This window comes from Prevotella sp. C561 (genome assembly GCF_000224595.1).
GTDB classification, from domain to species: Bacteria; Bacteroidota; Bacteroidia; order Bacteroidales; family Bacteroidaceae; genus Prevotella; species Prevotella jejuni.
Genome location: NZ_JH114155.1, coordinates 20,875 through 44,859 on the forward strand (window position 1 = coordinate 20,875; position 23,985 = coordinate 44,859).

The following is a 23,985-nucleotide window of genomic DNA, read 5'->3' on the forward strand; positions in this document are numbered from 1 at the left end:
TATTAATGTGTAGTCTGGTAATAACGGTTACTACCAAGAGAATTTGTCACTGTCTGGTTGGTTGATGGGTCGGAAATCGTTATACCAGAATACGACTGGATAGGTGTTATATTGAAGCCAGCCGTCCGAAGTGATGTATAATAGGCATCTGTATGTCTTTTTTCAGGTACAAGACGATCGAGTTGACGGTTGAATTTTGCCAATAGCAGAGGGTCGTTCTGTGCGAGCTGACGCACGTAATCGCCCATATCATAGAATATTGAAGGGGTGTAACCATCCATGCTTTGAATGTTACTCTCCGTGATTGTTGAGAGAGAACTTGATGCGTTTATCTCCCTCATGATGTCAACCATGGCCTCCACCTGCGAACAGTCGATTACACTAATAGTTCCATAAGGATAAGGAGTACCCTCATACTTGTAGTTACTATAGAAGTTGATGAAGTTAGTACAGATACTGTGATAGTCTGGGTTGACCTTTGATAGTTCGCTCCACAAGAGCTTGTACGGCATACCATACGCCATTATCTCTGTTGGACTACCAATGATATGGTTCGTAGCATTGCGTAGCTCGTAGGCTACTTCTATACCCGTCATATTACAGTCATCGAAGAGGATGTACTGAAACTTACCAATCCCTGAGTCCTCTATACCCTTGTCAAAGTCTGAGATGTTCGTCTGATAGGCATTACCTCCTAACCAACGGGTTGGTGGACCAGCCTTACCAGCATTTTGGCTAAGTCCGAAAGGTGAGGCAGCAGGACGATTGATACGTGTGCTTGGCTTGGCAGGTATCCATCCCATACCGTGACATCCCACAATCATAGAGTAATGGTTAGCAGGCGCTTCTTGCTTAACTCGTTTCAACAGGGTTGTTATCCACTCTGCAGTATTGAGCCTTAAGCCAGGCTGGGTATTGTCATAAATGGCCACAGTATCGTCTATACAACTTCCATTCTTATACTGAACATTAATCAGTGCACCCTTATCTACCTTCGTGGAGATAAATATCATGAGCTTCTTGTTATCAAGTCCACCTTGGTTGACAATCGCAGTCTTTATGTCTTGTATATTGGTGAGGAAGAAGCTATAAAGGCCAGGGTCTTTCTTAGTGGGACCTGACCATGGCATATAAACAAAGATAGTGTTTGTTTCTATGACAGGTGGTTGAGGTGCTGGATCAGGGTCTTCATCACTACAAGAGGCAAAGAGGATGAAGGCTGTCAACTGTAAGAAAAGGACGAGTTTCTTCATAATCAAACTTTTTAAGCCCATGTCTTGCTTGTTAGTAGTCCATGGGAAAGTGGTTAATTAAAAAGCCTTGCGACGCCACAAGGGACGTAGTAAGGCTTTTCATAGCTGTAATGATAGTTCGTAGATATTTATTTTACGATAATCAGAGAGTAGTTCTTCTTACCCTTCTGGATGAGAAGATACTTACCATCGATGAGATCTTCAGAGGTTACTGGCTGGTCGAAGGCAGCAAGCTTCTCCTTGTTAAGGGATACACCACCGCCCTTTACGAGCTTACGCATCTCACTCTTGCTTGGGAAGATCTGCATACCTTCCTGATTGAAGACCTCGACTGCGGGCTGACCAAGTACATCCTTTGATACCTCATAGTGGGGTACATCCTTAAAGACATCGGTGAAGGTCTGCTCGTCTAACTGCAGTAAGTTCTCCTTAGTGCTCTTACCAAAGAGGATGTTAGAGGCAGCAATGGCCATATCAAGGTCTTCCTGTGAGTGTACCATACGAGTGACCTCTTCTGCAAGACGGTACTGAAGTGTACGACGACCAGGGTCTTGACGATGCTCTTCGATGAGGTTGTTGATGACATCCTGCTCCAAAGATGTGAAGATCTTAATATACTTCTCGGCATCATCATCACTAACATTCAACCAGAACTGATAGAAGGCATACGGTGTTGTTCGGTTGCGATCGAGCCAGATATTACCGCTTTCTGTCTTGCCAAACTTCTTTCCATCGGCCTTTGTAATCAGTGGACAAGTGAGGCAAAATGCCTCTGTCTCGTTACCTAAGGTACGACGGATAAGCTCTGTACCAGTGGTCATGTTGCCCCATTGGTCATTACCTCCTAACTGCAACTTAACGCCGAATTTCTCATAAAGATAGAGGAAATCGTAACCCTGTAAGAGCTGATAAGTGAACTCAGTAAAGCTGAGTCCGTCGCGAGCCTCGCCACTCAAGCGCTTCTTCACACTGTCCTTAGCCATCATGTAGTTGACGGTGATGTGCTTGCCAACCAATCGAGCGAAATCAAGGAAGGTGAAGTTCTTCATCCAATCATAGTTATTAACCATCTCAGCCTTGTTTGGCTCGTTGCCATCAAAGTCCAAGAACTTACTTACTTGCCTCTTGATAGCCTCTTGGTTATGGTAAAGTGTTTCCGCATCAAGTAGGTTGCGCTCCTGACTCTTGCCTGATGGGTCGCCAATCATACCTGTGGCTCCACCCACGAGGAGGTAAGGCTTGTGGCCACAACGCTGCAAATGGCGCAACATCATGATGCCACAAAGGTGACCGATGTGCAATGAGTCGGCTGTAGGGTCAGTACCTAAGTAAGCTGAAACCATCTCTTTTTGAAGCATTTCCTCGGTACCTGGCATCATTTGAGCCAGCATACCACGCCAACGGAGTTCTTCTACAAAGTTCTTCATCTATATCTTTATACTTTAAGGAGTCGAGGGGGTGAAGGGGTCAGAGGTGTTCTGCCCATTCTTCATAAACCTCTACTCTGTATTAATATTCTGTTGTTAGCATCGTTAGGGAACTGGGTCATAACCACTGCCTCCCCATGGATTGCATCTTAATATGCGCCATATCGTAAGTGCCAAACCCTTAAAAGGACCATGCTTGAGTATTGCTTGTCTGCCATACTCCGAACAGGTAGGGGTGAAACGACAGGAGGGTGGGGTAAAGGGAGATATGAACTGACGATAGAAGAGTATCGGGAGTATTAATAACCACGATAAACCACGTGTGAAAAGACGCCATAGCTTGGCAAAGATATTTTGACATTGCACTCCAGATGAGGCTTTCTCTTTTCTCTCCTTCTCATCCATTATATCTGTTCTCCTATTCTTTTATATTGGGTCCTCTACCCTTTTGTGTCCGTTTCTCTATTCTTTTATATCTGTTTCTCTATCCTTTAATATTTGTCCCTTTGTCCTTTTATATCTGTTTCCCTATCCTTTTATATTCGTTCTCCTATTCTTTGAAGTAGGTTGCAAACCCGCTGTTCGATGGTGACGGAGTCCGTCAATTCGTCTGAAAGCCATATAAAAGCTATCAACAACTGCTTATCTGTTAGTTTGTCCACACTTTGTGTGACAAGACGTTTGTGCTTTCGATAGGCTTCACGTACCTGGCGTTTCACCCTGTTACGCTTTACGGCACGCTTAAAATGCTTTTTCGGAACACTGACTAAAAGCTGTACATTAGGCTCCGTGAGCGTTTCTTGCGATGTAGAAACCTCTGACTTACTGTCGATTAGTCTGTAAACTGCCTTCAAGGGGAATACTGTCATCGCATGACTTCTACCAGGTCCAAAGAGCGTATCTATGAGCTTCTTGCTGCATAGACGTTCTCCTTTCCTCAGTCTTTCTTCATGTTTTTCCATCCTTGTTAGCCTATGTTTACCGTATGTCCGGTACTGATGTCGGCTCCTTCCCCATCCTTTCAGATGAGGCAGAAGCCGTTATTCTATTTATTCTTCTTCTCTTCTTCTAAGAAAGCACGCAATGCCCCTGTCATAGAAGGATACTCTTTAGATGGAGCTTGGAGGTCGAGTCTCAATCCTTGTGCCTCCACTTCCTTCGCTGTAGCAGGTCCAAAGGCTGCTATCTTGATATCACCTTGTACAAAGTCGGGGATATTCTCTTTCAGAGCCTTTACTCCTGTTGGACTGAAGAAGACAAGCATATCATAATCAAAGTTCTTTACCTCTTCCTCTGTTAAGCCATTGCTCACTGTGCGATACATCACACATTCCTTGTGCTTGAGCTTATTAGCATCCAACAACTCGCTTAGTGCCTCCGTATGCACAGAACTTTGTGGAACGAGATATTTCTCTGTCTTGTGCTTAGTCATTGTTGGAATGAGGCTATCTATCTTTCCTGTATTACCGAAGAACACCTTACGTTTGCGGTACTGCACATACTTCTGGATATAAAGGGCAATCGTTTCAATCACACAGAAATACTTCATATCCTCTGGGATAGTGATGCGCATCTCCTTTGCAAGGTTAAAATAATTGTCTACAGCATGCCGAGAAGTAAACACTACAGCCGTATAGTCCAATATATTTACCTTCTGTTGACGGAACTCTTTGGCTGAGAGTCCCTCCACCTTAAAGAATGGTCTGAATACCAAGTCAACTCCTAAGTCCTCTTCAATGTCGTAGTAAGGAGACTTATCGCTTGACGGCTTTGGCTGAGAAACCAAGATCTTTTTTATCATCGTGTCCTAAAAGTTTATTACCAAATAGTTATCTGTAATGAACAAAATGCCCCACAATACCATCAGCGGCATCAATTCGAGCGCACAAAAGTACAAAATTATTTGCAGACTGGCCCCCATTCTTTTAAAAAAGATGGTATAACTCTTATAAAAAGCAAGCATTTTGATAAATAACATAACAATTAGTGTATAAATCAATGCAGCATGGAGTGACAGCGAGAAATAAACCTGCAAGAGTATTATAGGGAATAACAAGACCCCTTCAAGAGCGTATAAGAAGATTTGTGTATGCCTCCATTGTCCATTATTTTTCCTATCGAAGAACACCCAGTTAACGAACCCATAGACCAGATACTTGAATAGGAAATATACGAGGAAGACGCCAAAAAAGCATCCTATCGCCCCAAGTTGTGAGTCATTCGAGAGTCTACCGCCCCCTACATCACGTACGAAGAAATAATAGAGGATACTACCTAAAAGTGAGGTCTGTGCTATTAAGATAGGTTGAAAGCGTATTTCTTCATTTGCTTCAACGACCGACTCCTTGCTACGGCTACCACGGAAGAAGCTTTTTACTTGCCGTTCAATGAAATTCCTCGATAGAGAGAAGGCCACCATTGCCATTATAAAGCATCCCAAGAGCATTGCTGCAATAACATTGTCATTGCTTACTGCGTATGGAGCAAGGATACCCGACACACCATCAGCATGAACGTCTCCACGTCCCAACTTAAAGTACTTGTTACCTTTGAAGTATCCTTCTTCTGCAAACTTGAAATCCGTTAGCTGAAACCTCTTCTGTTTTTTAGGGCGCAACAAGACTGACGAGTCAGTAGTCTGACTCGCCTTAGCCACAGAATCAACATTCGCCTTCTGTCCTGCTGCTAATGTTTTCTTCAGCAGCAGAGACGGGCGAACAATGGAGTCAGTTGTCGGCATTGTCTATTAAAGTCCGAAGGTCTTTTTGATATCATCAACTCGGTCGAGCTTCTCCCATGTGAATAGCTCAACATCAAGTGTTTTTGCGTCATGGTAACGACTCTCGAAAGTTTTTTTGACAACCTCGTTCTTACGTCCCATGTGACCATAAGCTGCTGTCTCTAAATACATTGGCTGACGAAGTTTCAATGTCTTTTCGATAGCCTTTGGACGTAGGTCAAACAGCTCTTTCACCTTTTCTGCAATCTCACCATCAGTTGCTTTCACATGTGAACGACCGTAGGTATTCACATAGACACTAACTGGCTCGGCAACACCAATGGCGTAAGCCAACTGGACGAGTATCTCATCACTCACACCAGCTGCCACCATGTTCTTAGCGATATAGCGTGTTATGTAAGCTGCTGAGCGGTCTACCTTACTTGAGTCCTTGCCTGAGAAGGCACCACCACCATGGCCACCTTTACCACCGTAAGTGTCTACAATAATCTTACGACCAGTCAGACCCGTGTCGCCATGAGGTCCACCAATCACGAACTTACCAGTTGGGTTGACAAGATACTTTATATCATCATTGAACAAAGCCAGTACTTTCTCTGATTTAATCTGTGCTTTCACACGTGGCATGAGAATCTCAAGTACGTCTTTGTGAATCTGTTCTACCATCTCTTTATCGGCCTTCAACTGTGCCTCACGTGAGTTGTCTGCTGGCTGAATAAAGTCGTCGTGCTGTGTAGAAACGACGATTGTGTCAATGCGCTGAGGGATGTTATCATCACTATACTCCACTGTCACCTGACTCTTTGAGTCTGGACGAAGGTAGGTCATGTGCTTACCTTCCTTACGGATGTCGGCTAATGTGGTCATAAGGAGGTGTGCTAAGTCGAGGGTTACAGGCATGTAATTGTCTGTCTCATTACATGCGTAACCGAACATCATACCTTGGTCTCCGGCTCCTTGGTTCTCTGTGTCGCCATTATCAACACCACGATTGATATCATCACTCTGCTCGTGAATAGCGGAGAGAACTCCACAGCTGTTACCATCAAACTGATACTCTGCTTTTGTATAACCTATCTTGTTGATTGTCTTACGGGCTATTGTCTGAAGGTCAACATATTCCTTAGACCTCACCTCACCCATGATTACCACCTGTCCTGTGGTGTTAAAGGTTTCTATAGCGCAACGTGCATCCTCGTCGTAAGCCAAGAACTGGTCGAGTAAAGCGTCGCTTATCTGGTCGGCAACTTTATCTGGGTGACCCTCAGATACTGATTCCGATGAAAACAAATATGCCATATCGTTATCTTATATTTTATGTTTGAAATTACTGTTAACTCTCTGTTTAAGTTTGCAAAGTTACTGCAACTTAGTGGGATAACAAAATAAATAGGTAAGATTTATGCTTTATTGGCGGGCGATTGATGGGTGTTGGGTGTTGAGTGTTAGGTGATGATGATTAGTTTTGGAGGGTGGTAGGTGTTGAGTGTTGGGTGTTGATGATTAGTGGGTGATGGTGAAAAGGGGTGATGATGTTTCTTTTCAAAAACGTTGTAAAAGGTGCGTTATTTGAGAAAATATTTGGAGTTTCGGTATTAATTAGGTATTTTTGTCGCATAATCTGCGACGATATGAGATATAAATCGTCGCATAAATGATAAGAGAGGATGATGTATATACACGAAAGAGACAATTGGACTGACTTTCGTTGGGACATTTCAAAGGTGGAACTACTTCAAGAAGAGGTATTCCGTAAACAAGGTTTACTTTGTGGAAGGTTGAGCTCGTTGGGTTTTGATAGCAAACTTCGTGCAATGGCTGAGAACCTGACAGCTGACATCGTGTATTCTTCCGAGGTTGAAGGTGTTCGTTTAAACGTGGAACAGGTGCGCTCTTCTATTGCAAGAAAGCTTGGAATTAAGAACGTAAAATATACTGCACCATCCCACTACATAGAGTCAGTTGTCAACGTAATGCTCGAAGCTATTCAGCATTATGACACACCTCTTAATAAAGAGAAACTGTGTGCTTGGCAGGCAGCGTTTTTTCCTTCTGGTTATAGTGAGGGTAGTCAGATAGAGGTTGGGCAGTATCGCACTAATGAGGAGTATATTGTCAGTGGTATGTTTGGGCGTGAGAAGATTCACTATATAGCTCCTTCACCAGACCGGATTGAGCTTGAGATGCAACAATTCCTTGCTTGGTTTGATAGAGAAGAGCCCGTAAGTAGTGTTATCCGTTCGGCTATTGCCCATTTTTGGTTTGTAAGTATCCATCCTTTTGAGGATGGAAACGGACGATTAGCACGTATTCTTTCAGACATGCTCTTGGCTCGTGGCGAGAAAAGTGAGTTCCGTTTCTATAATATTTCATCACAGATAAACAAAGACAAGAAGCACTACTACGACATTCTCGAGCGTATGCAGCGTGGCGATGGAGATATTACGGAGTGGTTAGTGTGGTATATGCAGAAACTGGTGGATGCGCTCGATGAAGCCGATTCTGCTGTCTCTACAATCTTAAACAAGAGTTTCTTCTGGCAGAAGGCATCGGCTGTTCCCATGACAGAACGGCAGACACAAGTGATCAATCTCTTCCTTGATGGCTATGAAGCTAAGATTAGTTCAAAGACATGGGCGGCGTTGGCAAAATGCTCGAAGGATACTGCTATCCGTGATATACAGGATTTGGTCGATAAGAATATACTCGTAGAAACAGTCCCGGGAGCTAAGAGACCAAGCTATTCTATCGTCTATGACGCAGAGGATTTGACGCAGTTCTTTACTGACGTGACCATAACGGAGGAAAAAGGAATCCCTTATCTCCACGCTTTATTCAAGGGGGCAAGACCTATACACGAGCGGGTGTTGAAGCTTGATGCCGACCGATATGAGAAGGGGGAACTGTCGTTGCGCGATTTGCTCAGTAAGTACTGCGCATATATGGTTGCAAACAATAGAGGATGATAAGTCGCTTTTCCGAGGGTGGAATAGGTTTTATGGAGGCTCGAAATGGCTGTTTGTGCGATGATCTTATCGGTGAGTTAAGTGAGTGTAGCATATTTTGAAAGGCGATAATAAGCGTCAATAACATGAAATGTGAAGCCACTTAATATCGCCTTTCAAGGTTTTGGGGAGTCTTAATCCTTATCTTCTATGATTTCTTTTCATGAAGAAAAATATTTTTTTTCATGAAAATAATTCGAAAGTTATCGTGTTGTAATGGTAAACACCTTTGTTTCGTGAGGTTGTAAGGTGCCTTGCCACGTCTTACGTTGGCGTGTTGTTTTATGCTCCCAGACGTCTCTGAAATTGTATTCTTTCGTGTTCCCAAGGATAGAAAGCGGCAACTGAATGCGCTGAGGAGTGTCAGAAGGATTCATGATGGCAAGCGCCTGACGGTTACCACTTAGTTGACGAAGGTAGACACGGCACTGTTCTGGGACGTCAACTCTGTGAGCTACTTCGCCAAGTGCGTCTTGGTTGATAGCTATTATTTCTTTGTTGAGTAGGATGCGACGTGTTTCTTCGTTCTCATGAAGGATGTCGTGGCTCATCGCCAAGGGTGAAGCAAACATACACCACATAGACATTTGGGTTTGATACTCCGTATATGTACAGCCAATACCACCCAAATCGCTTGATGGACCACCCTTTCCATCGAGGCCAACGACGAGCATGTCCATGTCGAGCCAGTGTCCTGGGCCTGCGTATTTATAAAGTGGTTCGGTCACGTTGATGATGTCGATGATACCCATACCACCCTGTTTCACGATGTCTTTCCACATGTCTCGCACGTCAAAGCTCACGCGCCAGAGCGAACCACCAGCCTGTCGTGCCCACTTCTCAGGGTTTAGTTGTCCCCATTCACAGACACCCAAGACAATCTTCCGACCTGAGTTCTGCAATGCATCAGCCATCTTTTTATAGCGTTCGTGGGCAACAGCGCTGTCAGAAGGAGCGTGACAGTAGTCGTATTTAAGGTAGTCAATCCCCCATTCGGCAAAGGTCTTGGCGTCTTGTTGCTCAAAACCATAACTTGCAGTATAGCCTGCACAAGTCAGCAAAGCGGCATCTGAGTAGATACCGAGGCGTAAACCTTTTGAGTGAACATAGTCGGCAAGGGCCTTCATGCCGCTTGGGAACTTCTCTGGATCGGGTAGGATGTTATTACGTTTGTCGCGTCCTCCCTGCCATGCGTCGTCTATGAAGATGTATTTATATCCTGCTTCTGCATAGCCGTCGGCTGCCATCTTGTTGGCAATCTGTCGTATCAGTTGTTCGTTGATATCCTCCTTATATTTGTTCCAAGTCATGAAACCCATTGGAGGGGTCAGTGCTAATGAGTCACGATTAGCCGCTGTTGTGTGTAAGGAGGTTAGGAGAGCGACTGCAAAAAACAATAGCAATCTACGGAATTTAGTTTGTTGATAGGTCATAAATATTATCAATTAGTAATGAGCATAAACCAAAAAATCCGCAGAAACATGATGAATCTGCGGATAATCTGTGTTGTCCCAGGCGGATTCGAACCACCACTGACAGAACCAAAAACTGTAGTGCTACCATTACACCATAGGACAATCGTGTGTGCAAAGGTAATGTTTTTTCGGTTAATGCCCAAATTTTACTGTATAATTTTGCGTCTTAATGTTGTTTGAAGAGCAAATATGCTGTGTTTCTATGGCTTTTGCGCTATATTTCTCGTCCCTTATTTGTATTTCATGACAGAATATACTATCTTTGTGACAAGCTATAGCTCAAACAGTTCTTACACCTCTTATTATATAAGCCTATGAAACCTATATCGGCAGTTGTTGTATTCTTATTTCTCATTTGCTCGGCAGTGTGGGCAAGTGTTGACGGTTATCACTGTGCAGAAACAGCAATAGTGCAAGACATGAATCAGGCTTTGTCGAAGACTCTTGCACAGAAGCGTGAGGCGTGGATAACGCCAGACACGATAGAAAACTATCGCCAACATTTGCAGATAGCTGCCCTAAGACGTCGCTCGGTTGTGTCGTATGCTTTGGGTGAAGACGCCCATTCGCTTTGCAGTAGACAGATGAAGTGGCGGTCTGGCAGTCGTTCGCTGAGGGTTCAGAGTTATGCTGATTGTTCCTTTGCAACGGTGTGGGGCTTGTCAGACCAGCGTTTGTCGTTTGCCTTCTTGATGTTATCATTGGGCTGGATGGCGGTGTCTATCGTTTATCTTCGTCGTCATCAAGCAGGTCGGTTGGTGTTGGGAAAGATGGTGTATGCCGCTTCCGATCGTAGTTTCCGTGACTGTCATGGAGAGAGGATAGCCTTTACGCCAATGCAACAACAGCTGATGGAGCTATTTATCAATGCGTCTAATCGCAAGTTGACAAAGGCTTTTATCTGTGAAACTCTTTGGCCTAAGAAACCCGACGCAAGCGAGACTCTTTACACACTTATCCGTCGTCTTAAACCTATAGTCAGCGAGCGTTGCGGATTAAAGATTGTTGCTGATAGGGGAGATGGCTACCGACTTACTTCTGATTTGGCCTCAAAGAAAGAGAAGGACTGTCTTTCTTAATGGAAAGAATGTCCCTTTTGCTTTATAAATCTTAAGCTTATTTTATAGGAGTATTATGCTTGGCAAGTTCTTGTTAGGTAGGTTCAGTTGTGCTTTCTACTTGTCTGTCGACCCTCAATTAGCTAATGTCAGCTAATTGTCAGTGTCCTTTTTTGTCCTAATAGGAGCTGAACTCTATCTTTGTAGCAAAAAACAAAGACTATGAGAAAAGGTTTATGGATGTTGTCATTATGCTTTCTTGCACTGCCTATTGGGGCACAGAACGAGAAAGAGAACGGTGAGAAAGCGAAGAGTGTAGTGATGAAAGAGGTGACGGTTGAGGCTGCACGAGTGACGAAAAAGGTTGATGGACTGTTGATTATACCGTCTGCTGCACAACGAGAAGCGTCAACAGACGGGTATAGTCTGCTTGCTAAGCTGTCGCTTCCACGCCTTAGAGTAGACGAGGTGATGCGTACTGTCACCCCTTTGATGAATGATGGTAGTGTGCAAATCAGACTGAATGGAACCTTAGCAAGCAAAGAAGACCTACTGTCATTGGACCCAAAACTTGTGAAAAACATCGATTTCATCGATAATCCGGGGGTTAGATATGGTGAAGGAATAGGCTATGTTATTGACATTCAGACAAGACGTAACACGACTGGTTATGTGCTTGGAGCTGATTTGTCGAACGCTGTTACAACACTGAATGGCGATAATACGGTCTATGCAAAGGTCAATCACAAACATTCAGAACTGTCTTTGACCTATAATTTCTTATATAATGACCATCGTGGTTTACGGTCTTTAGAGACGGCCGACTATACTTTGAATAATGGTAGTCATTATCTTGTTTCACGCAATCAGACCGCTGGTAGGAGTCGTCACTTTGGTAATCAATTTGAGATAAAATACTGTCTTGCAGACTCGGCTACCTATGTCTTTCAAGCGAGTCTATCAACGGACGGTAGCAACACACCCGGTAATTATGCTGATTACACATATCGAGACGGAGTGAGAGAACAGGCTTTTCGCACAATAGATGTGGCCAGTAGCTTCTCTCCTACGCTTGATCTCTATTTCTTCCATCAGCTTGGTAAGCATCAGAACATTACGGCTAACGTTGTTGGGGCAAGTATATATACGGATAAACAAGGGTATAACGGGGAAGGAGGAGCCTATGCGTATGATGTAAACGGTCGTACATGGTCGTTGCTGAGTGAAGCTATTTATGAGAATAAACTCAAGCCTTTCACCCTTTCTGCAGGTTTGGAACACTCGGTGTCGTTTACGAATAATGAATATACTGGCGATGTCTCTGCTCTTAACAAGATGCGGAGAGGAGAACTTTATCTATTCTCTGAGGTGAAAGGACGGTGGAAACGAATAGGCTATTCGGCAGGTGTAGGGCTTGCTAATAAGACCTATTCGCAAGAAAACTATAGCTTTAACTATTGGACTTTCCGTCCAAAACTCACGTTGAATTACGAGATTTTGACAGGATTAAATGCTCGTTACACCTTTGAAACCTATCGTCGTGTGTCTTCATACGCTATGGTGAGCGATGCAAAAATCAGAGAGAACAGTCGTGAATGGAAGGTTGGTAACCCTAATCTGCAACCTTCAAGGGTCATAAAGAATATTTTTGATATAAGTTATAATGGTAGTCGCATTAGCTGTGGGGCAAATATAGAGTACCGACGTGACCTTGGGAGCAATATGAGTGTGTATGAACGTACTCCGACGGATGAGTTCCTTTATTCGCAACAGAATGTCGGTAATATCATGATGATAGCTAATCAAAACTATGTGCGGTATGATGTCGTACCCGAACGGCTGTCTGTAACACTTTTTGGAGGTGTCTTTCGTTTCTTTAATGTGAGTAGTCTGTATTGTCATTACCTAACGAGTTACAACTATGGAGGTAATGTTGAAGCTTATCTTGGACGCTGGACACTCACGGGATATGCCGATAATGGCTGGAAATTTGTTGAAGGAGAGCATGAGGGAAGGAATGGTCCAGCAGTCTATTTTGGGGTTAGTTACAGGTGGAGTAGGTGTAGTCTGTCGCTCTTTATGCAGCATCCTTTCCAGCAACATCCCGCTATACAGCGTGGTAAAGTACTGAATGAAAACCTCCATAAAGAGTATATTTATCGCAGCAGAGACTTGGGTAATATGATAACGCTAAAGTTTAGTTGGAAGCTGTCAAGGGGTAAGAGTTATAAAGAAATAGAGAAGAAAGTACAGAACGAAGGGTATAAACAGACGGGAATCATGTAGGGTAATGATATTATTCGTCTGTGATAGTAGGGGAAAGTTCGCTTTTCTGTCCTTTGATTTATTATCGGAAGGGATTGAAAAGGGAGCTTTCCCCTTTCTTTTTATGGGTAGTCAATCATCTTGTTGATTGTGTTCAGCGAGCCAGAAAGATGTTATTTCCAAATTATTTTCACGTAAGAAAGAATTTATTTTCATGAAGAAAAATATTTTTTTTCATGATAATAATTATTTTTTTTCATGAAAATAATTCGAGACGGATAGGTCGAGAAGGTAAGTAAAAACGGATGGAGAGGAGCAAGAAAACTGATGATAAGGTGAGAATAAAGGGTATAAAAAAGAAAAAGGCAGACCCTTGGCCTGCCTAATTGTATCATGTATTTATATTTACAGATTACTTGTTCACAGCGTCTGAAAGGTCAGCACCAGCCTTGAACTTAGCAACCTTCTTAGCTGCAATCATAATCTTCTCCTTAGAACTTGGGTTGATACCCTCATGAGCAGGACGTTCAGTTGTAGAGAAGGTGCCAAAACCTACGAGTTGTACTTTATCACCAGCAGCGAGTGCATCCTTAATTGCTTCTGTAGTTGCGTCTAAAGCTTTCTTAGCAACAGCCTTGCTTACCTCAGCATTAGCTGCAATCTTCTCGATCAATTCCGTTTTGTTCATAATTTTGATTTATTTATTGATTAATTGTATGAGTGATTACAAGATCATGATGCAAATATACTTGATTACTTTTATAAATCAAATAAAATCAAGGGAAAAGTGTAGAAATTCATAAAAAATAGTCTTTATGTTGCTTGTTTTATGCTTAATAACGATAGAATTTAGTATTTTTGCATTGATAAATAATACGTTGTAAAGATTAAGACATCATTCAAATGCGAAATATACCCGTAATAACAAAGAATCTTCTTATCATCAATGTGCTGGTTTTTGTTGCCACATACGCTTTAAGAGGATTGAATATTGATTTGGATACCCTCCTTGGTTTACATTTCATTTTGGCTCCTGATTTCCGTGCTTGGCAGTTTGTTACGTATATGTTCATGCACGGTGGCGTAACTCATCTATTGATGAATATGTTCATGTTGTGGATGTTTGGCATGGTTGTAGAGAATGTTTGGGGTCCAAAGAAATTCCTTTTTTATTACATGGTCTGTGGTCTTGGCGCTGGTGTTTGCCAAGAGTTGGCACAGTATGGTACGTATGTAGTGGAGGGTTTGGCGCAGTATGAAACTTTGAGGATAGCTAATTCGATTATTCCTATGAGTGAGTATCTTAATATGATGAACACTGTAGGTGCCTCTGGAGCCATCTATGGCGTACTACTTGCCTTCGGTATGTTGTTCCCAGAAGAGCGTATGTTCATCATACCTATCCCTGTCCCTATTAAAGCAAAGTGGATTGTTATAGGCTCGGTAGTGGTTGAATTGTTCTCTGCTATTGGTACAAGCAATGATGGAGTGGCGCATTTGGCACACTTAGGGGGTATGCTCTTTGGTTTTATTCTTATCCGTTATTGGAAGAGACATCCGTATTCTGGCTATGGAGACTTCGGTATGAATAAGGGACATCAGTTCTTTGATCGTATGAAGGATTCGTGGGAACAACGTGGAGGTGCGACTCCTCATACGAATGCGAATGGTAGTAGGGAGTCTTGGACGGACGCTTCACACAATAATACTACGGATAGTAATAGTGATTGGGAGTACAATGCTCGTAAAAAACAACAGCAAGAAGAGGTCGATCGTATCTTGGATAAGATTCGTAAGAGTGGTTATGACAGTCTGACGAAAGAGGAGAAACAGAAGCTCTTTGATAGTAGTAAGAAATAAGGAAATCCCTCTGTTGCTGGTTGGTTGGGTGTTGATAAAATCTGAGAAGGATATATGGCAGCAAGGAATTAAGACGTGAGTAGATAGTAGGTCGTTATTGTTTGACGGTATAGTACTTACTTTATAGCTCTTTTGTGACTATTTATAGGATTGTTGAAAACTAAAGGAACCAATGGTAGTGAGTACCAGCGTGCTTGGTGTAGAGATGTTTAGCAAATTAAAGAAACTTACATATAGGGTTTTATTGATAGGTAATATCATCGTTATTCTATTGATGTTGTTTGTCGGAAATATAGGTATGTTTAATCCTGTTGATTACCCCTTGTTGGCTAATTTAGGACTGGGCTTTCCGATACTCCTTGTGTTTAATTTTGTATTCCTTGTTGTCTGGTGTTTTCTCCGATTACGTACTATTTGGTTGCCATTGTTAGGTTTCCTACTTTGTTATGGTCCTATCCGTACGTATTCACCATTTAATATTCCTGAAGATAAGCCACATGGCGCTATAAAAGTACTGTCGTATAACGTCTTTATGTTCTCTTCATGGAGCGAGCCAGATGCAAAGAAGAATCCGATTGTTGATTATATCGTTAAGAGTAAGGCTGATATTGTCTGTTTGCAAGAGGCACAAGCGACTTTAGATGACAAAGATCATATCTACTCAACACTGAAGAAACACTACCCATATTTCAAGTTGATGATTAAAAAAGCACCTGGTGCTGATTACATGGTATTGCTGAGTAAGTATCCTGTCCTTTGGCAAGATAGTATCCCATATGGCTCAAGTAGTAATCAGAGTGTGGCTTATATGCTTGATATTAAAGGGACTAATACGCTCGTTGTGAATAATCATTTCGAGAGTAATGGATTGAGTTCTGGCGACAAAGAAGGGTTTAAGACACTCGTAAAAGGCGAACTGAAGACGGGCGAAGCGAAAAGACAATCAGTCCATTTAATCACTAAGTTAGGCAACGTTTCGACACGTAGAGCACCGCAAGCGGAGACAGTTGCACGTTATGTTAAGAAATATCTTGATAAGAAAGTGCCTGTTATTCTTTGCGGAGACTTCAATGATAGTCCGTTAAGTTATACACATCGAACCATCGCAAAAGAACTGAATGACTGCTTTGTTGAGAGTGGAAACGGACCTGGAATAAGCTATCATAAAAGTGGGATGTACTTCCGTATTGACCATATCTTTTGTTCCGACGATTTCGAGTCGTATGGGGCAAAGGTCGACAATAGTGTGACTACTTCCGACCATTATCCCATCTATTGTTGGCTTAAATACCGCCCAAAACCTTAAAAAACACACATTTATAAGGTATAAATTTCCCAAAGTGTGAAAATTTGCTTATCTTTGCACGTCTATCAAGTGTAGCGAAACAATAATTAAAAACAATCAAATAAAATGCAAAACAAAGGATTAGTAATTTGCGTAGCCATTCTCTTGACGCTCGCAAGTATCTTCTACCTGTCATTTTCAGTAGCAACAAGCTACTATGATGGTATGGCAGCTACGATTAAAGACCCTATTGCGCGACAGGATTATAAGGATTCTGTAAAGTATTTGGGGCTCTACTCTTACCAGAAATGCCTTGAAACACAGATCGGTCTTGGTCTTGACTTGAAGGGCGGTATGAACGTTGTACTCGAGATTTCGGTACCTGATGTTGTTGATTTCTTGGCAGATCACAAGCAGGATGCTGCTTATCAGAAGGCTTTGGAAACAGCAAAGCAGGAAGAGATGCACAGTTCAAAGGACTTTATCTCTCTCTTTGTAGATGCTTTCCACAAGGTTGCTCCGGGTCATAAACTTGCTGAGATTTTCGCTACACAGCAGCTCAAAGGCAAGGTTAGCACACAGAGTACAGACGAAGAGGTTGAGAAAGCACTCCGTGAAGAGGTTGCTTCAGCCATCGATAACTCATACAATGTCGTTACAAATCGTATCGACCAGTATGGTGTTGTACAGCCAAATATCCAGAAGTTGGAAGGTCAGGAAGGTCGACTCATGGTTGAAATGCCTGGTATTCGTGAGCCAGAGCGTATGCGTAAGCTCCTCCAGGGTTCTGCTAACCTTGAGTTCTGGGAAACTTATAACAACCAAGAAATAACTCCTTATCTCAATCAGCTCGACCAGCGTTTGGCTAATGGTGAGACAAAGGTTGACACTGTTGCTACTGATTCTACTAAGAAAGTACAGGCAAAGGCTGCTACAACTCCAAAGTTCGCACTCAACAAGAACAATGCTGTAAAGGGCGAAGATGCTCAGATGGCAGCATTGAAGAAGATGCACCCATTGCTCTCTATGTTGCAGACTATTCCCGGTGACGCACTTAGCCTCGTCGGTTATGCAAGCGTTCGTGATACAGCTGCTATCAATAAGATGATTTATGGTTCACTTGCTAAGCAGATTTTGCCAAGCGACTTGAAGCTTCTTTGGAGCGCTAAGCCGGAAGAAGGACTTAATAAGAAGAACGTATATGGTCTTTATGCTTTGAAGGTTACTTCTTCTGATGGCCGTGCTCGCCTTGAGGGTGACGTTGTTACAACTGCTAAAGACGATTTTGATGAGCATGGTCGTCCAAGGGTTAGCATGACAATGAACTCTGAAGGTGCTCGTGAGTGGGCTGCTTTGACAAAGGCAAATGTAGGTAAGGCAATCGCAATCGTACTCGATGGCGTTGTTTACTCAGCCCCACGCGTTACCGGTGAGATTGCTGGTGGTCAGTCATCTATCTCTGGTAACTTCACTATTGAGGATACTAAGGACTTGGCTAACACATTGAAGTCAGGTCGTATGCCTGCTCCTGCGAAGATTGTACAGGAGGAAGTCGTAGGTCCTACACTTGGTGCACAGTCAATTGAGCAGGGTCTTATCTCTTTTGCTATTGCTTTCGTCCTCTTGATGCTTTACATGATTGTCATGTACAACTTCATTCCTGGTATGATGGCTAACCTTGCTTTGATAGCCAACCTCTTCTTCACGTTGGGTGTCTTAGCATCCTTCCAGTCGGCGTTGACTATGCCAGGTATTGCCGGTATCGTGTTGACCTTGGGTACAGCTGTGGATGCTAACGTGCTTATCTACGAGCGTATTAAGGAGGAGTTGAAACTTGGTAAGGGTATGAAGCAGGCTTTGAATGAGGGTTATGGAAATGCTTTCTCAGCTATCTTCGACTCTAACTTGACATCACTCATTACTGGTGTTATCCTTCTTGTGACTGGTACTGGTCCTATCCGTGGTTTCGCTACAACTTGGATTATTGGTATCGTTATCTCATTCTTCACTGCAGTATTCCTCACACGTCTTGTATTTGAGAACCGTGTAAGCAAGGATAAGTGGTTGAATCTGACTTTCACAACAGGCTTCTCTAAGAACTTCATGCAGGGTAAGAACTATCACTTCCTTAGCATGTATAAGACAACCTTCACTGTTTGGGGTGTTGCTGTCTTGGTATGTATCGTCAGCTTTGCTGTTCGTGGCTTGAGTCGCAGTATTGACTTCACTGGTGGTCGCAACTATGTTGTCACATTGAACAAGCCTACCCATGTAGAGGACGTTCGTAAAGTGATGCAAGGAGCCTTCGTAAATACTGTTGGTGAGAATGCTGGTAAGCCTGCTACAACAACTGTTATTGCATTGGGTACAGATGGTAAGACTGTTCGTGTATCAACCAACTACAATATTGATTCTAACAATCCTGCTGAGGATGACAAGGCTGAGACAATCCTTTACAATGCATTGAAGAAGGGTGGCTTTGTTAGTCAGGCAAGTGTACAGAACTTCAAGAACCCAGATATTCGTGAGGGTGGCTCTATTATTCAGAGTGCAAAGGTTGGTCCTTCAATCGCTAAGAGCATTACTTATAATGCTATTATGAGCGTATTGTTGGCTATCTTCTTCATCTTCTTGTATATCCTCTTGCGTTTCCGCAACATTGGTTTCTCTGTTGGTTCAATCGTTGGTTTGGTTCTCGATACCACAATCGTTATCGGTTGCTTCTCGTTGTGCTATGGTTGGATTGGTTTCTCACTTGAGATAGACCAGACCTTCATCGGTGCTATCTTGACCGTAATCGGTTATGATATCAACGATACCGTGGTTGTTTACGACCGTATCCGTGAGAACTTGGGTAAGCATAAGCATAATCTTGCAAAGGCTGATATCCAAAAGATCTTCAATGATTCTATCAACCAGACCCTCTCACGTACTATCAATACATCTGTATCAACATTGATCGTACTCGTGTCTATCTTCATCCTCGGTGGTGAGAGTATCCGTAGCTTCTCATTTGCAATGATTATCGGTATTATTATTGGTACTTTGAGTTCAATCTTCATTGCATCTCCTGTTGCTTACCTCGTATTGGGTAAGAAGATTGAGAAGCGTTCACACGAACTTGCAGAGGCACCTGTTGAGGCTTAATCAATAGATAGTCTGAACTAAGGTTTTACACCTTATTATATATAATAGCCCGTTATCAGCAATGATAGCGGGCTATTTTCGTCTTGTTAGAAAGCGCATTTTAGACTTTTAAGGATACTATTTCAAACTTATTAAAGGCCTATCTCAGAGGCGTGTCGGCCGTAAAGGAGGGGCGAGAGAGGGAGCGTTTTGTGTGTTCTATACGTTGACTTGCGAATTATTTTCATGAAAAAAAATATTTTTTGTCGTGAAAATAATTATTTATTGTCGTGAAAATAATTATTTCTCTTCATGAAAAGAAATCATAACAGTTGATGCTCAAGCCGCTTAAGGACCTTGAACGAAGTGTTTAAGCGGTTCTATAGGCTATGTTCTCAACGCTTATAATCGTCTTACATTGTTGGTTATCTTCTCTTATTATAACCCACATTACCATTGGTGCTTAGCCTTAACACGATAGGATAGGAGCATCAGCACCACTTTTGTTCGATGTCAGTAGGACTGTAGAAGATGGAAAGCAAGACTTATTATGGTGATTTATTGGTTTTTATTTTGCCGTTCATGCGGTTTGCACTACCTTTGTAGTCTAATTTAAAAAGATAGAATGAGCAAGAAACATATACTACTTATAAATGATATAGCAGGGTACGGAAAAGTCGCAACAGCGGCTATGCTCCCTATCTTATCATACTTAGGACACCCTGTTTACAACCTTCCTACGGCCTTGGTGTCCAACACCCTCGACTATGGTAAGTTCAATATCCTTGAGACAACAGACTATATTAAGGGCGTTTTCCCAGTATGGAAGGAGCTTGGCTTTAGTTTTGATGCCATTGCAACAGGCTTTATTGCTTCAGAGCGACAGGCTAAATTGGTAGCCGACTACTGTCGCGAACAGGCAGAACGAGGCACGACGATCTTCGTCGATCCTATCATGGGCGATGAAGGAAAACTCTATAATGGTGTGACGGCAGCTGCGATAAACTCCATGCGTGAGATGATTAGCGTAGCCGACCTTACTTTCCCTAATTACACAGAAGCCTGCTATCTTACGTCAAGTAAGTATGATGAGCAGGGAGTAAGCTTCGATGAAGCCAAGAGACTGCTTGATGGACTGCGCCTAATCGGTACGAAATCGGCCTTGATAACGTCTATCCTTGTTGATGGAACACCGTCTGTCGTAGGCTATAACCACGTGACAGATAAGTATTTCTCACTACCTTATACGGAGATACCCGTCCATTTCCCAGGCACAGGCGACATTTTCTCGGCTATTCTTATTGGTCATCTCTTGGATGGCGAACTACTCATTCCGAGCACGCAGAAGGCTATTGACGGTGTTTACAGGCTGATAGACCTCAATAAGGACAACTCGGATAAGAACAGGGGAATCCCTTTGGAGAAGTATCTTCAGGTATTGTAATAATAAGATATGAACTGGATTGACGGACTATTTAGCATCCCTTCTGCCCTACAAGCAGTTGTGGTCCTCTCACTTGTATGTACAGTGGGATTGGGATTAGGTAAGATTAGGATAGCAGGTATATCTCTTGGTATAGCCTTTGTGTTCTTCTTTGGTATCGCTGCGGGTAGCTTTGGACTGCAAGTAGACGAGCAGATGCTCAATTACTGTGAGACTTTCGGGTTGGTAATCTTTGTTTATACGCTCGGACTGAGCGTTGGTCCAACCTTCTTTGGGTCCTTCCGACATGAAGGAACCTTGTTTAATCTGTGGAGTTTAGGCGTTATCTTCTTAGGAACGATTATGTCTGTCGTCCTCTCCTACGCCATGAACGTACCGATGTCAAACATGGTTGGTATCCTTTGTGGTGCTACAACGAACACGCCAGCACTTGGTGCTGCACAGCAGGCATTGCAACATGCGGGGCATAGTGGTGGTCCTGCTGCCTTGGCAACAGCCGTTACTTATCCGTTGGGTGTGGTCGGTGTTATCTTTGCCATGATATTTCTCCGCAAGTTCTTTGTGAAGCCTTCCGACTTAGTAGTGCACTCTGGTGCAGAAGACGACCATACTTATATCGGACAATTTGTCGTTCTCAATCCAGCTATTAATGGTAAGTCAATAGCCGAAATAGCTCAGGGCACCCACCGCAAGTTTATCATCTCACGCATTTGGCGTGGTGAAGACGTGATTGTCCCAATGAGTTCAACGGTGTTGCAAACCAATGATAATCTCCTTGTAGCCACCAAACGTGATGAGGTATCAGCCATGGAAATACTCTTCGGACAGAAGGTCAACCGTGATTTGAACAAGGAGCAAGTCGATTGGAACCACCTTGACACAAAGGTGGAAAGCCGTGTTATCATCTTGTCAAACGGTGTGTTAAACGGAAAGAAGCTTGGACAACTTCATTTGCGCGATGCTTATAATGTCAATGTGAGCCGTGTTATCCGTGCAGATATCAAGCTATTGGCGACGCAAGACCTTGTCCTCCGTTATGGAGACCGCCTTACCTTAGTGGGTCAACCAGAGGCTATTGATCATGCAGAGAAGTTCCTTGGCAATTCAGTTAAGACCCTTAATGAGCCTAACCTCGCTGTTATTTTCCTCGGAATGGTGTTTGGTTTGGCCTTAGGAACAATCCCTATCAACCTGCCAGGTATGGAGTCTCCAATCCGATTGGGCATTGCTGGCGGTCCTATCATCATGGGTATATTGGCCGGAGCATTTGGTCCTCGATTGCACTTCATCGCTTATACCACACGTAGTGCGTCTCTTATGTTGCGTAAGTTAGGCTTGTCACTCTATCTTGCTTGCTTAGGCTTGGATGCAGGTAAAGACTTCCTCGCCACCGTCGTACGCCCAGAGGGCTTGTTGTGGATAGGCTTAGGCTTTGTACTCACCGTTGTTCCTGTAGTCATTGTAGGCTTAATAGCCTTGCGATTGAAGAAGTTTGATTTCGGAACTATCTGTGGTATCCTTTGCGGTTCGATGGCTAATCCGATGGCATTGGGCTATGCCAACGATACAGTCAAGGGCGAAACAAGTAATATTAGTTACGCTTCAGTCTACCCGTTGGGCATGTTTGCCAGGGTTATCATCGCACAGATATTGGTCATGTTCTTCGTTTGATAGGGGAGTGAAAGCGTCATGATTATCAGTTTGTCACACCTGACTATAGGCTATTCTGCGTCCCATCCCGTCATTACTGATATTGATTTAGCATTGAGGAGTGGGCAACTTTCATGCTTGATAGGGGAGAACGGCATTGGTAAGTCTACACTTCTGAAGACGCTTACAGGCTTTCTTCCTAAGTTAGGTGGCAATCTGTTGCTCGATGGACGTGACATACAATCCTATTCACAACGTGAGTTGGCACGAGAGGTGAGCATTGTCTTGACGCAAAAACCAGATGTTCAAAACCTCACGATAGAGGAGATAATAGGCTTGGGAAGGTCGCCTTACACTGGTTTCTTTGGTCGGTTACGTGCTGAAGACCGCTTGGTTGTTGAGGACGCAATCGCTGCGATGGGGATTGAAAAGCTCAAAGGGAGAATGATACAGACCCTGTCTGATGGCGAAAGGCAGAAGGTGATGATTGCGAAAGCACTCGCTCAAGAGACGTCAGTCATCTTACTTGATGAGCCAACAGCCTTCCTCGATTTCCCTTCTAAGGCCGAAACCTTTCAGACATTACGGCGAATGGCACACGAGAGGGATAAGCTCATCCTCCTTTCTACTCATGACTTAGAACTTGCAGTACGCTTTGCAGACTGTTTGTTGGAGGTGAGAGAGGGACGTCTTAGGGAGGTTTCTGCAGCCGATGTGAAGGCTTCTATGCAGACAATTATGAACAGTTAAGACTTGTAGATACTATTATTTCGCATACTGCCCCAACCTTATTCGTAATAAAAACAACATTAAATAAAATAGAAAGAACTTATGAGAAAGAATGTATGGATAGCTCCTATCGTCCTTTTATTGGCTTTGCTCTTGAATAGTTGTGGTACACAACAGAAGGCTACAGCGCCTGTAGCGACTCCTGTCGTTAGAGACACAGTGGTCGCAGTTGAGCCTTTGAAGGATGTTATTAGTATTGCTGAGGCTTTGGATATGTATCAGAATCCAAGTAAGGTAGATGCCATCACGAAGAAATATGGCTACAAGTTGAAGACGAACTATGAGGTTTATCGACTTGATAAGTTCACTAAGATGTACTATAAGAACTGTGCTCTTGCAAAGCTTCTAACGGCTGATAAGTATGAAGACTATCCAAAGCCAATGCGCAAGGGTGTGTCCAGTTACGTTGCTTTTAAGGATGGTGCTATCATCATAGCAGTGTTCAATCAGCCCGCATACGACAATCTTGTAGCTCAGGTTAAGGCTGCCGGATTTACCTTGGATATGCCTGGTAGCGAAGATATCTATACCAATGGCAGTCGTACTATCGCCTGTTATAAGGATGGCAAGAGTGTGAGAATCCAATAAGCTAACCTTTGTTTGCCGTG

Annotated in this window: 19 protein-coding genes and 1 tRNA gene; 10 read left to right on the forward strand and 10 right to left on the reverse strand. The window is 43.1% G+C overall.

The features are described from left to right. Positions 1-2: 2 nt before the first annotated feature. From HMPREF0666_RS13855 to metK, 7 genes are all read right to left on the reverse strand, one after another. On the reverse strand, positions 3-1,253 hold the full coding sequence (locus HMPREF0666_RS13855; protein ID WP_009012989.1) for a clostripain-related cysteine peptidase: 1,251 nt from the start codon (positions 1,251-1,253) through the stop codon (positions 3-5). Between the two features lie 128 nt (positions 1,254-1,381). Next, positions 1,382-2,680: a tyrosine--tRNA ligase gene (tyrS, locus tag HMPREF0666_RS13860; protein ID WP_009012990.1), complete on the reverse strand. Its 1,299-nt coding sequence runs from the start codon at positions 2,678-2,680 to the stop codon at positions 1,382-1,384. 105 nt (positions 2,681-2,785) lie between these two features. Next, positions 2,786-3,085 carry a membrane protein insertion efficiency factor YidD gene (gene yidD / locus HMPREF0666_RS13865; RefSeq protein ID WP_009012991.1) on the reverse strand — a complete coding sequence of 100 codons (300 nt, stop codon included), beginning with the start codon at positions 3,083-3,085 and terminating at the stop codon, positions 2,786-2,788. Between the two features lie 131 nt (positions 3,086-3,216). Continuing rightward, positions 3,217-3,642: a ribonuclease P protein component gene (gene rnpA / locus HMPREF0666_RS13870; protein WP_009012992.1), complete on the reverse strand. Its 426-nt coding sequence runs from the start codon at positions 3,640-3,642 to the stop codon at positions 3,217-3,219. Between the two features lie 83 nt (positions 3,643-3,725). Next, complete coding sequence (locus HMPREF0666_RS13875; protein ID WP_009012993.1) at positions 3,726-4,481, reverse strand: uroporphyrinogen-III synthase; 756 nt, start codon at positions 4,479-4,481, stop codon at positions 3,726-3,728. A 6-nt stretch (positions 4,482-4,487) separates the two neighbouring features. Further along, positions 4,488-5,420 (reverse strand): DUF4271 domain-containing protein, encoded by a 933-nt coding sequence (locus tag HMPREF0666_RS13880; RefSeq protein ID WP_009012994.1) that lies wholly within the window; start codon positions 5,418-5,420, stop codon positions 4,488-4,490. A 6-nt stretch (positions 5,421-5,426) separates the two neighbouring features. After that, positions 5,427-6,719 (reverse strand): methionine adenosyltransferase, encoded by a 1,293-nt coding sequence (gene metK, locus HMPREF0666_RS13885; RefSeq protein ID WP_009012995.1) that lies wholly within the window; start codon positions 6,717-6,719, stop codon positions 5,427-5,429. A gap of 371 nt (positions 6,720-7,090) precedes the next feature. Between metK and HMPREF0666_RS13890 the strand changes: the two genes are divergently transcribed. Further along, positions 7,091-8,386 carry a Fic family protein gene (locus HMPREF0666_RS13890; RefSeq protein WP_042856438.1) on the forward strand — a complete coding sequence of 432 codons (1,296 nt, stop codon included), beginning with the start codon at positions 7,091-7,093 and terminating at the stop codon, positions 8,384-8,386. Positions 8,387-8,628: 242 nt separating this feature from the next. On the opposite strand, the gene HMPREF0666_RS13895 is transcribed toward HMPREF0666_RS13890, so the two are convergent. Both HMPREF0666_RS13895 and HMPREF0666_RS13900 read right to left on the reverse strand, forming a co-directional pair. After that, positions 8,629-9,858, reverse strand: coding sequence for a glycoside hydrolase family 27 protein (locus HMPREF0666_RS13895; protein WP_009012998.1), 1,230 nt, complete (start codon positions 9,856-9,858; stop codon positions 8,629-8,631). 73 nt (positions 9,859-9,931) lie between these two features. Beyond that, positions 9,932-10,002, reverse strand: a tRNA-Gln gene (locus HMPREF0666_RS13900). Positions 10,003-10,214: 212 nt separating this feature from the next. Between HMPREF0666_RS13900 and HMPREF0666_RS13905 the strand changes: the two genes are divergently transcribed. Then, a complete protein-coding gene (locus tag HMPREF0666_RS13905; RefSeq protein ID WP_009012999.1) occupies positions 10,215-10,979 on the forward strand; it encodes a winged helix-turn-helix domain-containing protein in 765 nt (254 codons plus the stop codon). A gap of 201 nt (positions 10,980-11,180) precedes the next feature. Continuing rightward, the gene (locus HMPREF0666_RS13910) at positions 11,181-13,244 is read left to right on the forward strand and encodes a hypothetical protein (protein WP_009013000.1); all 2,064 of its coding nucleotides are present in this window, start codon (positions 11,181-11,183) and stop codon (positions 13,242-13,244) included. A gap of 391 nt (positions 13,245-13,635) precedes the next feature. On the opposite strand, the gene HMPREF0666_RS13915 is transcribed toward HMPREF0666_RS13910, so the two are convergent. Then, on the reverse strand, positions 13,636-13,911 hold the full coding sequence (locus HMPREF0666_RS13915) for an HU family DNA-binding protein (protein WP_009013001.1): 276 nt from the start codon (positions 13,909-13,911) through the stop codon (positions 13,636-13,638). Between the two features lie 215 nt (positions 13,912-14,126). On the opposite strand from HMPREF0666_RS13915, the gene HMPREF0666_RS13920 reads away from it, so the two are divergent. From HMPREF0666_RS13920 to HMPREF0666_RS13950, 7 genes are all read left to right on the forward strand, one after another. Beyond that, positions 14,127-15,083: a rhomboid family intramembrane serine protease gene (locus HMPREF0666_RS13920; RefSeq protein ID WP_009013002.1), complete on the forward strand. Its 957-nt coding sequence runs from the start codon at positions 14,127-14,129 to the stop codon at positions 15,081-15,083. A 205-nt stretch (positions 15,084-15,288) separates the two neighbouring features. After that, positions 15,289-16,389, forward strand: coding sequence for an endonuclease/exonuclease/phosphatase family protein (locus tag HMPREF0666_RS13925; RefSeq protein WP_042856443.1), 1,101 nt, complete (start codon positions 15,289-15,291; stop codon positions 16,387-16,389). A 105-nt stretch (positions 16,390-16,494) separates the two neighbouring features. Further along, positions 16,495-19,515, forward strand: coding sequence for a protein translocase subunit SecDF (secDF, locus tag HMPREF0666_RS13930; RefSeq protein ID WP_009013004.1), 3,021 nt, complete (start codon positions 16,495-16,497; stop codon positions 19,513-19,515). A gap of 604 nt (positions 19,516-20,119) precedes the next feature. After that, positions 20,120-20,938 (forward strand): pyridoxamine kinase, encoded by an 819-nt coding sequence (locus HMPREF0666_RS13935; RefSeq protein ID WP_009013005.1) that lies wholly within the window; start codon positions 20,120-20,122, stop codon positions 20,936-20,938. A gap of 9 nt (positions 20,939-20,947) precedes the next feature. Next, positions 20,948-22,609 carry a putative transporter gene (locus HMPREF0666_RS13940; RefSeq protein WP_009013006.1) on the forward strand — a complete coding sequence of 554 codons (1,662 nt, stop codon included), beginning with the start codon at positions 20,948-20,950 and terminating at the stop codon, positions 22,607-22,609. Between the two features lie 18 nt (positions 22,610-22,627). Then, complete coding sequence (locus HMPREF0666_RS13945; protein ID WP_009013007.1) at positions 22,628-23,338, forward strand: ABC transporter ATP-binding protein; 711 nt, start codon at positions 22,628-22,630, stop codon at positions 23,336-23,338. An 81-nt stretch (positions 23,339-23,419) separates the two neighbouring features. Then, a complete protein-coding gene (locus HMPREF0666_RS13950; RefSeq protein ID WP_009013008.1) occupies positions 23,420-23,965 on the forward strand; it encodes a hypothetical protein in 546 nt (181 codons plus the stop codon). The last annotated feature ends 20 nt before the right edge of the window (positions 23,966-23,985 follow it).

What these genes read in the sequence shown, in the direction of transcription:
- rnpA (WP_009012992.1), bottom strand. Translation starts at nt 3,642, where the DNA reads ATGGAAAAACATGAAGAAAGACTGAGGAAAGGAGAACGTCTATGCAGC.
- secDF (WP_009013004.1), top strand. Translation starts at nt 16,495, where the DNA reads ATGCAAAACAAAGGATTAGTAATTTGCGTAGCCATTCTCTTGACGCTC.
- yidD (WP_009012991.1), bottom strand. Translation starts at nt 3,085, where the DNA reads ATGGATGAGAAGGAGAGAAAAGAGAAAGCCTCATCTGGAGTGCAATGT.
- HMPREF0666_RS13910 (WP_009013000.1), top strand. Translation starts at nt 11,181, where the DNA reads ATGAGAAAAGGTTTATGGATGTTGTCATTATGCTTTCTTGCACTGCCT.
- HMPREF0666_RS13905 (WP_009012999.1), top strand. Translation starts at nt 10,215, where the DNA reads ATGAAACCTATATCGGCAGTTGTTGTATTCTTATTTCTCATTTGCTCG.
- HMPREF0666_RS13945 (WP_009013007.1), top strand. Translation starts at nt 22,628, where the DNA reads ATGATTATCAGTTTGTCACACCTGACTATAGGCTATTCTGCGTCCCAT.
- HMPREF0666_RS13950 (WP_009013008.1), top strand. Translation starts at nt 23,420, where the DNA reads ATGAGAAAGAATGTATGGATAGCTCCTATCGTCCTTTTATTGGCTTTG.
- HMPREF0666_RS13855 (WP_009012989.1), bottom strand. Translation starts at nt 1,253, where the DNA reads ATGAAGAAACTCGTCCTTTTCTTACAGTTGACAGCCTTCATCCTCTTT.
- metK (WP_009012995.1), bottom strand. Translation starts at nt 6,719, where the DNA reads ATGGCATATTTGTTTTCATCGGAATCAGTATCTGAGGGTCACCCAGAT.
- HMPREF0666_RS13925 (WP_042856443.1), top strand. Translation starts at nt 15,289, where the DNA reads ATGTTTAGCAAATTAAAGAAACTTACATATAGGGTTTTATTGATAGGT.
- HMPREF0666_RS13920 (WP_009013002.1), top strand. Translation starts at nt 14,127, where the DNA reads ATGCGAAATATACCCGTAATAACAAAGAATCTTCTTATCATCAATGTG.
- HMPREF0666_RS13880 (WP_009012994.1), bottom strand. Translation starts at nt 5,420, where the DNA reads ATGCCGACAACTGACTCCATTGTTCGCCCGTCTCTGCTGCTGAAGAAA.
- tyrS (WP_009012990.1), bottom strand. Translation starts at nt 2,680, where the DNA reads ATGAAGAACTTTGTAGAAGAACTCCGTTGGCGTGGTATGCTGGCTCAA.
- HMPREF0666_RS13915 (WP_009013001.1), bottom strand. Translation starts at nt 13,911, where the DNA reads ATGAACAAAACGGAATTGATCGAGAAGATTGCAGCTAATGCTGAGGTA.
- HMPREF0666_RS13875 (WP_009012993.1), bottom strand. Translation starts at nt 4,481, where the DNA reads ATGATAAAAAAGATCTTGGTTTCTCAGCCAAAGCCGTCAAGCGATAAG.
- HMPREF0666_RS13895 (WP_009012998.1), bottom strand. Translation starts at nt 9,858, where the DNA reads ATGACCTATCAACAAACTAAATTCCGTAGATTGCTATTGTTTTTTGCA.
- HMPREF0666_RS13890 (WP_042856438.1), top strand. Translation starts at nt 7,091, where the DNA reads ATGTATATACACGAAAGAGACAATTGGACTGACTTTCGTTGGGACATT.
- HMPREF0666_RS13940 (WP_009013006.1), top strand. Translation starts at nt 20,948, where the DNA reads ATGAACTGGATTGACGGACTATTTAGCATCCCTTCTGCCCTACAAGCA.
- HMPREF0666_RS13935 (WP_009013005.1), top strand. Translation starts at nt 20,120, where the DNA reads ATGAGCAAGAAACATATACTACTTATAAATGATATAGCAGGGTACGGA.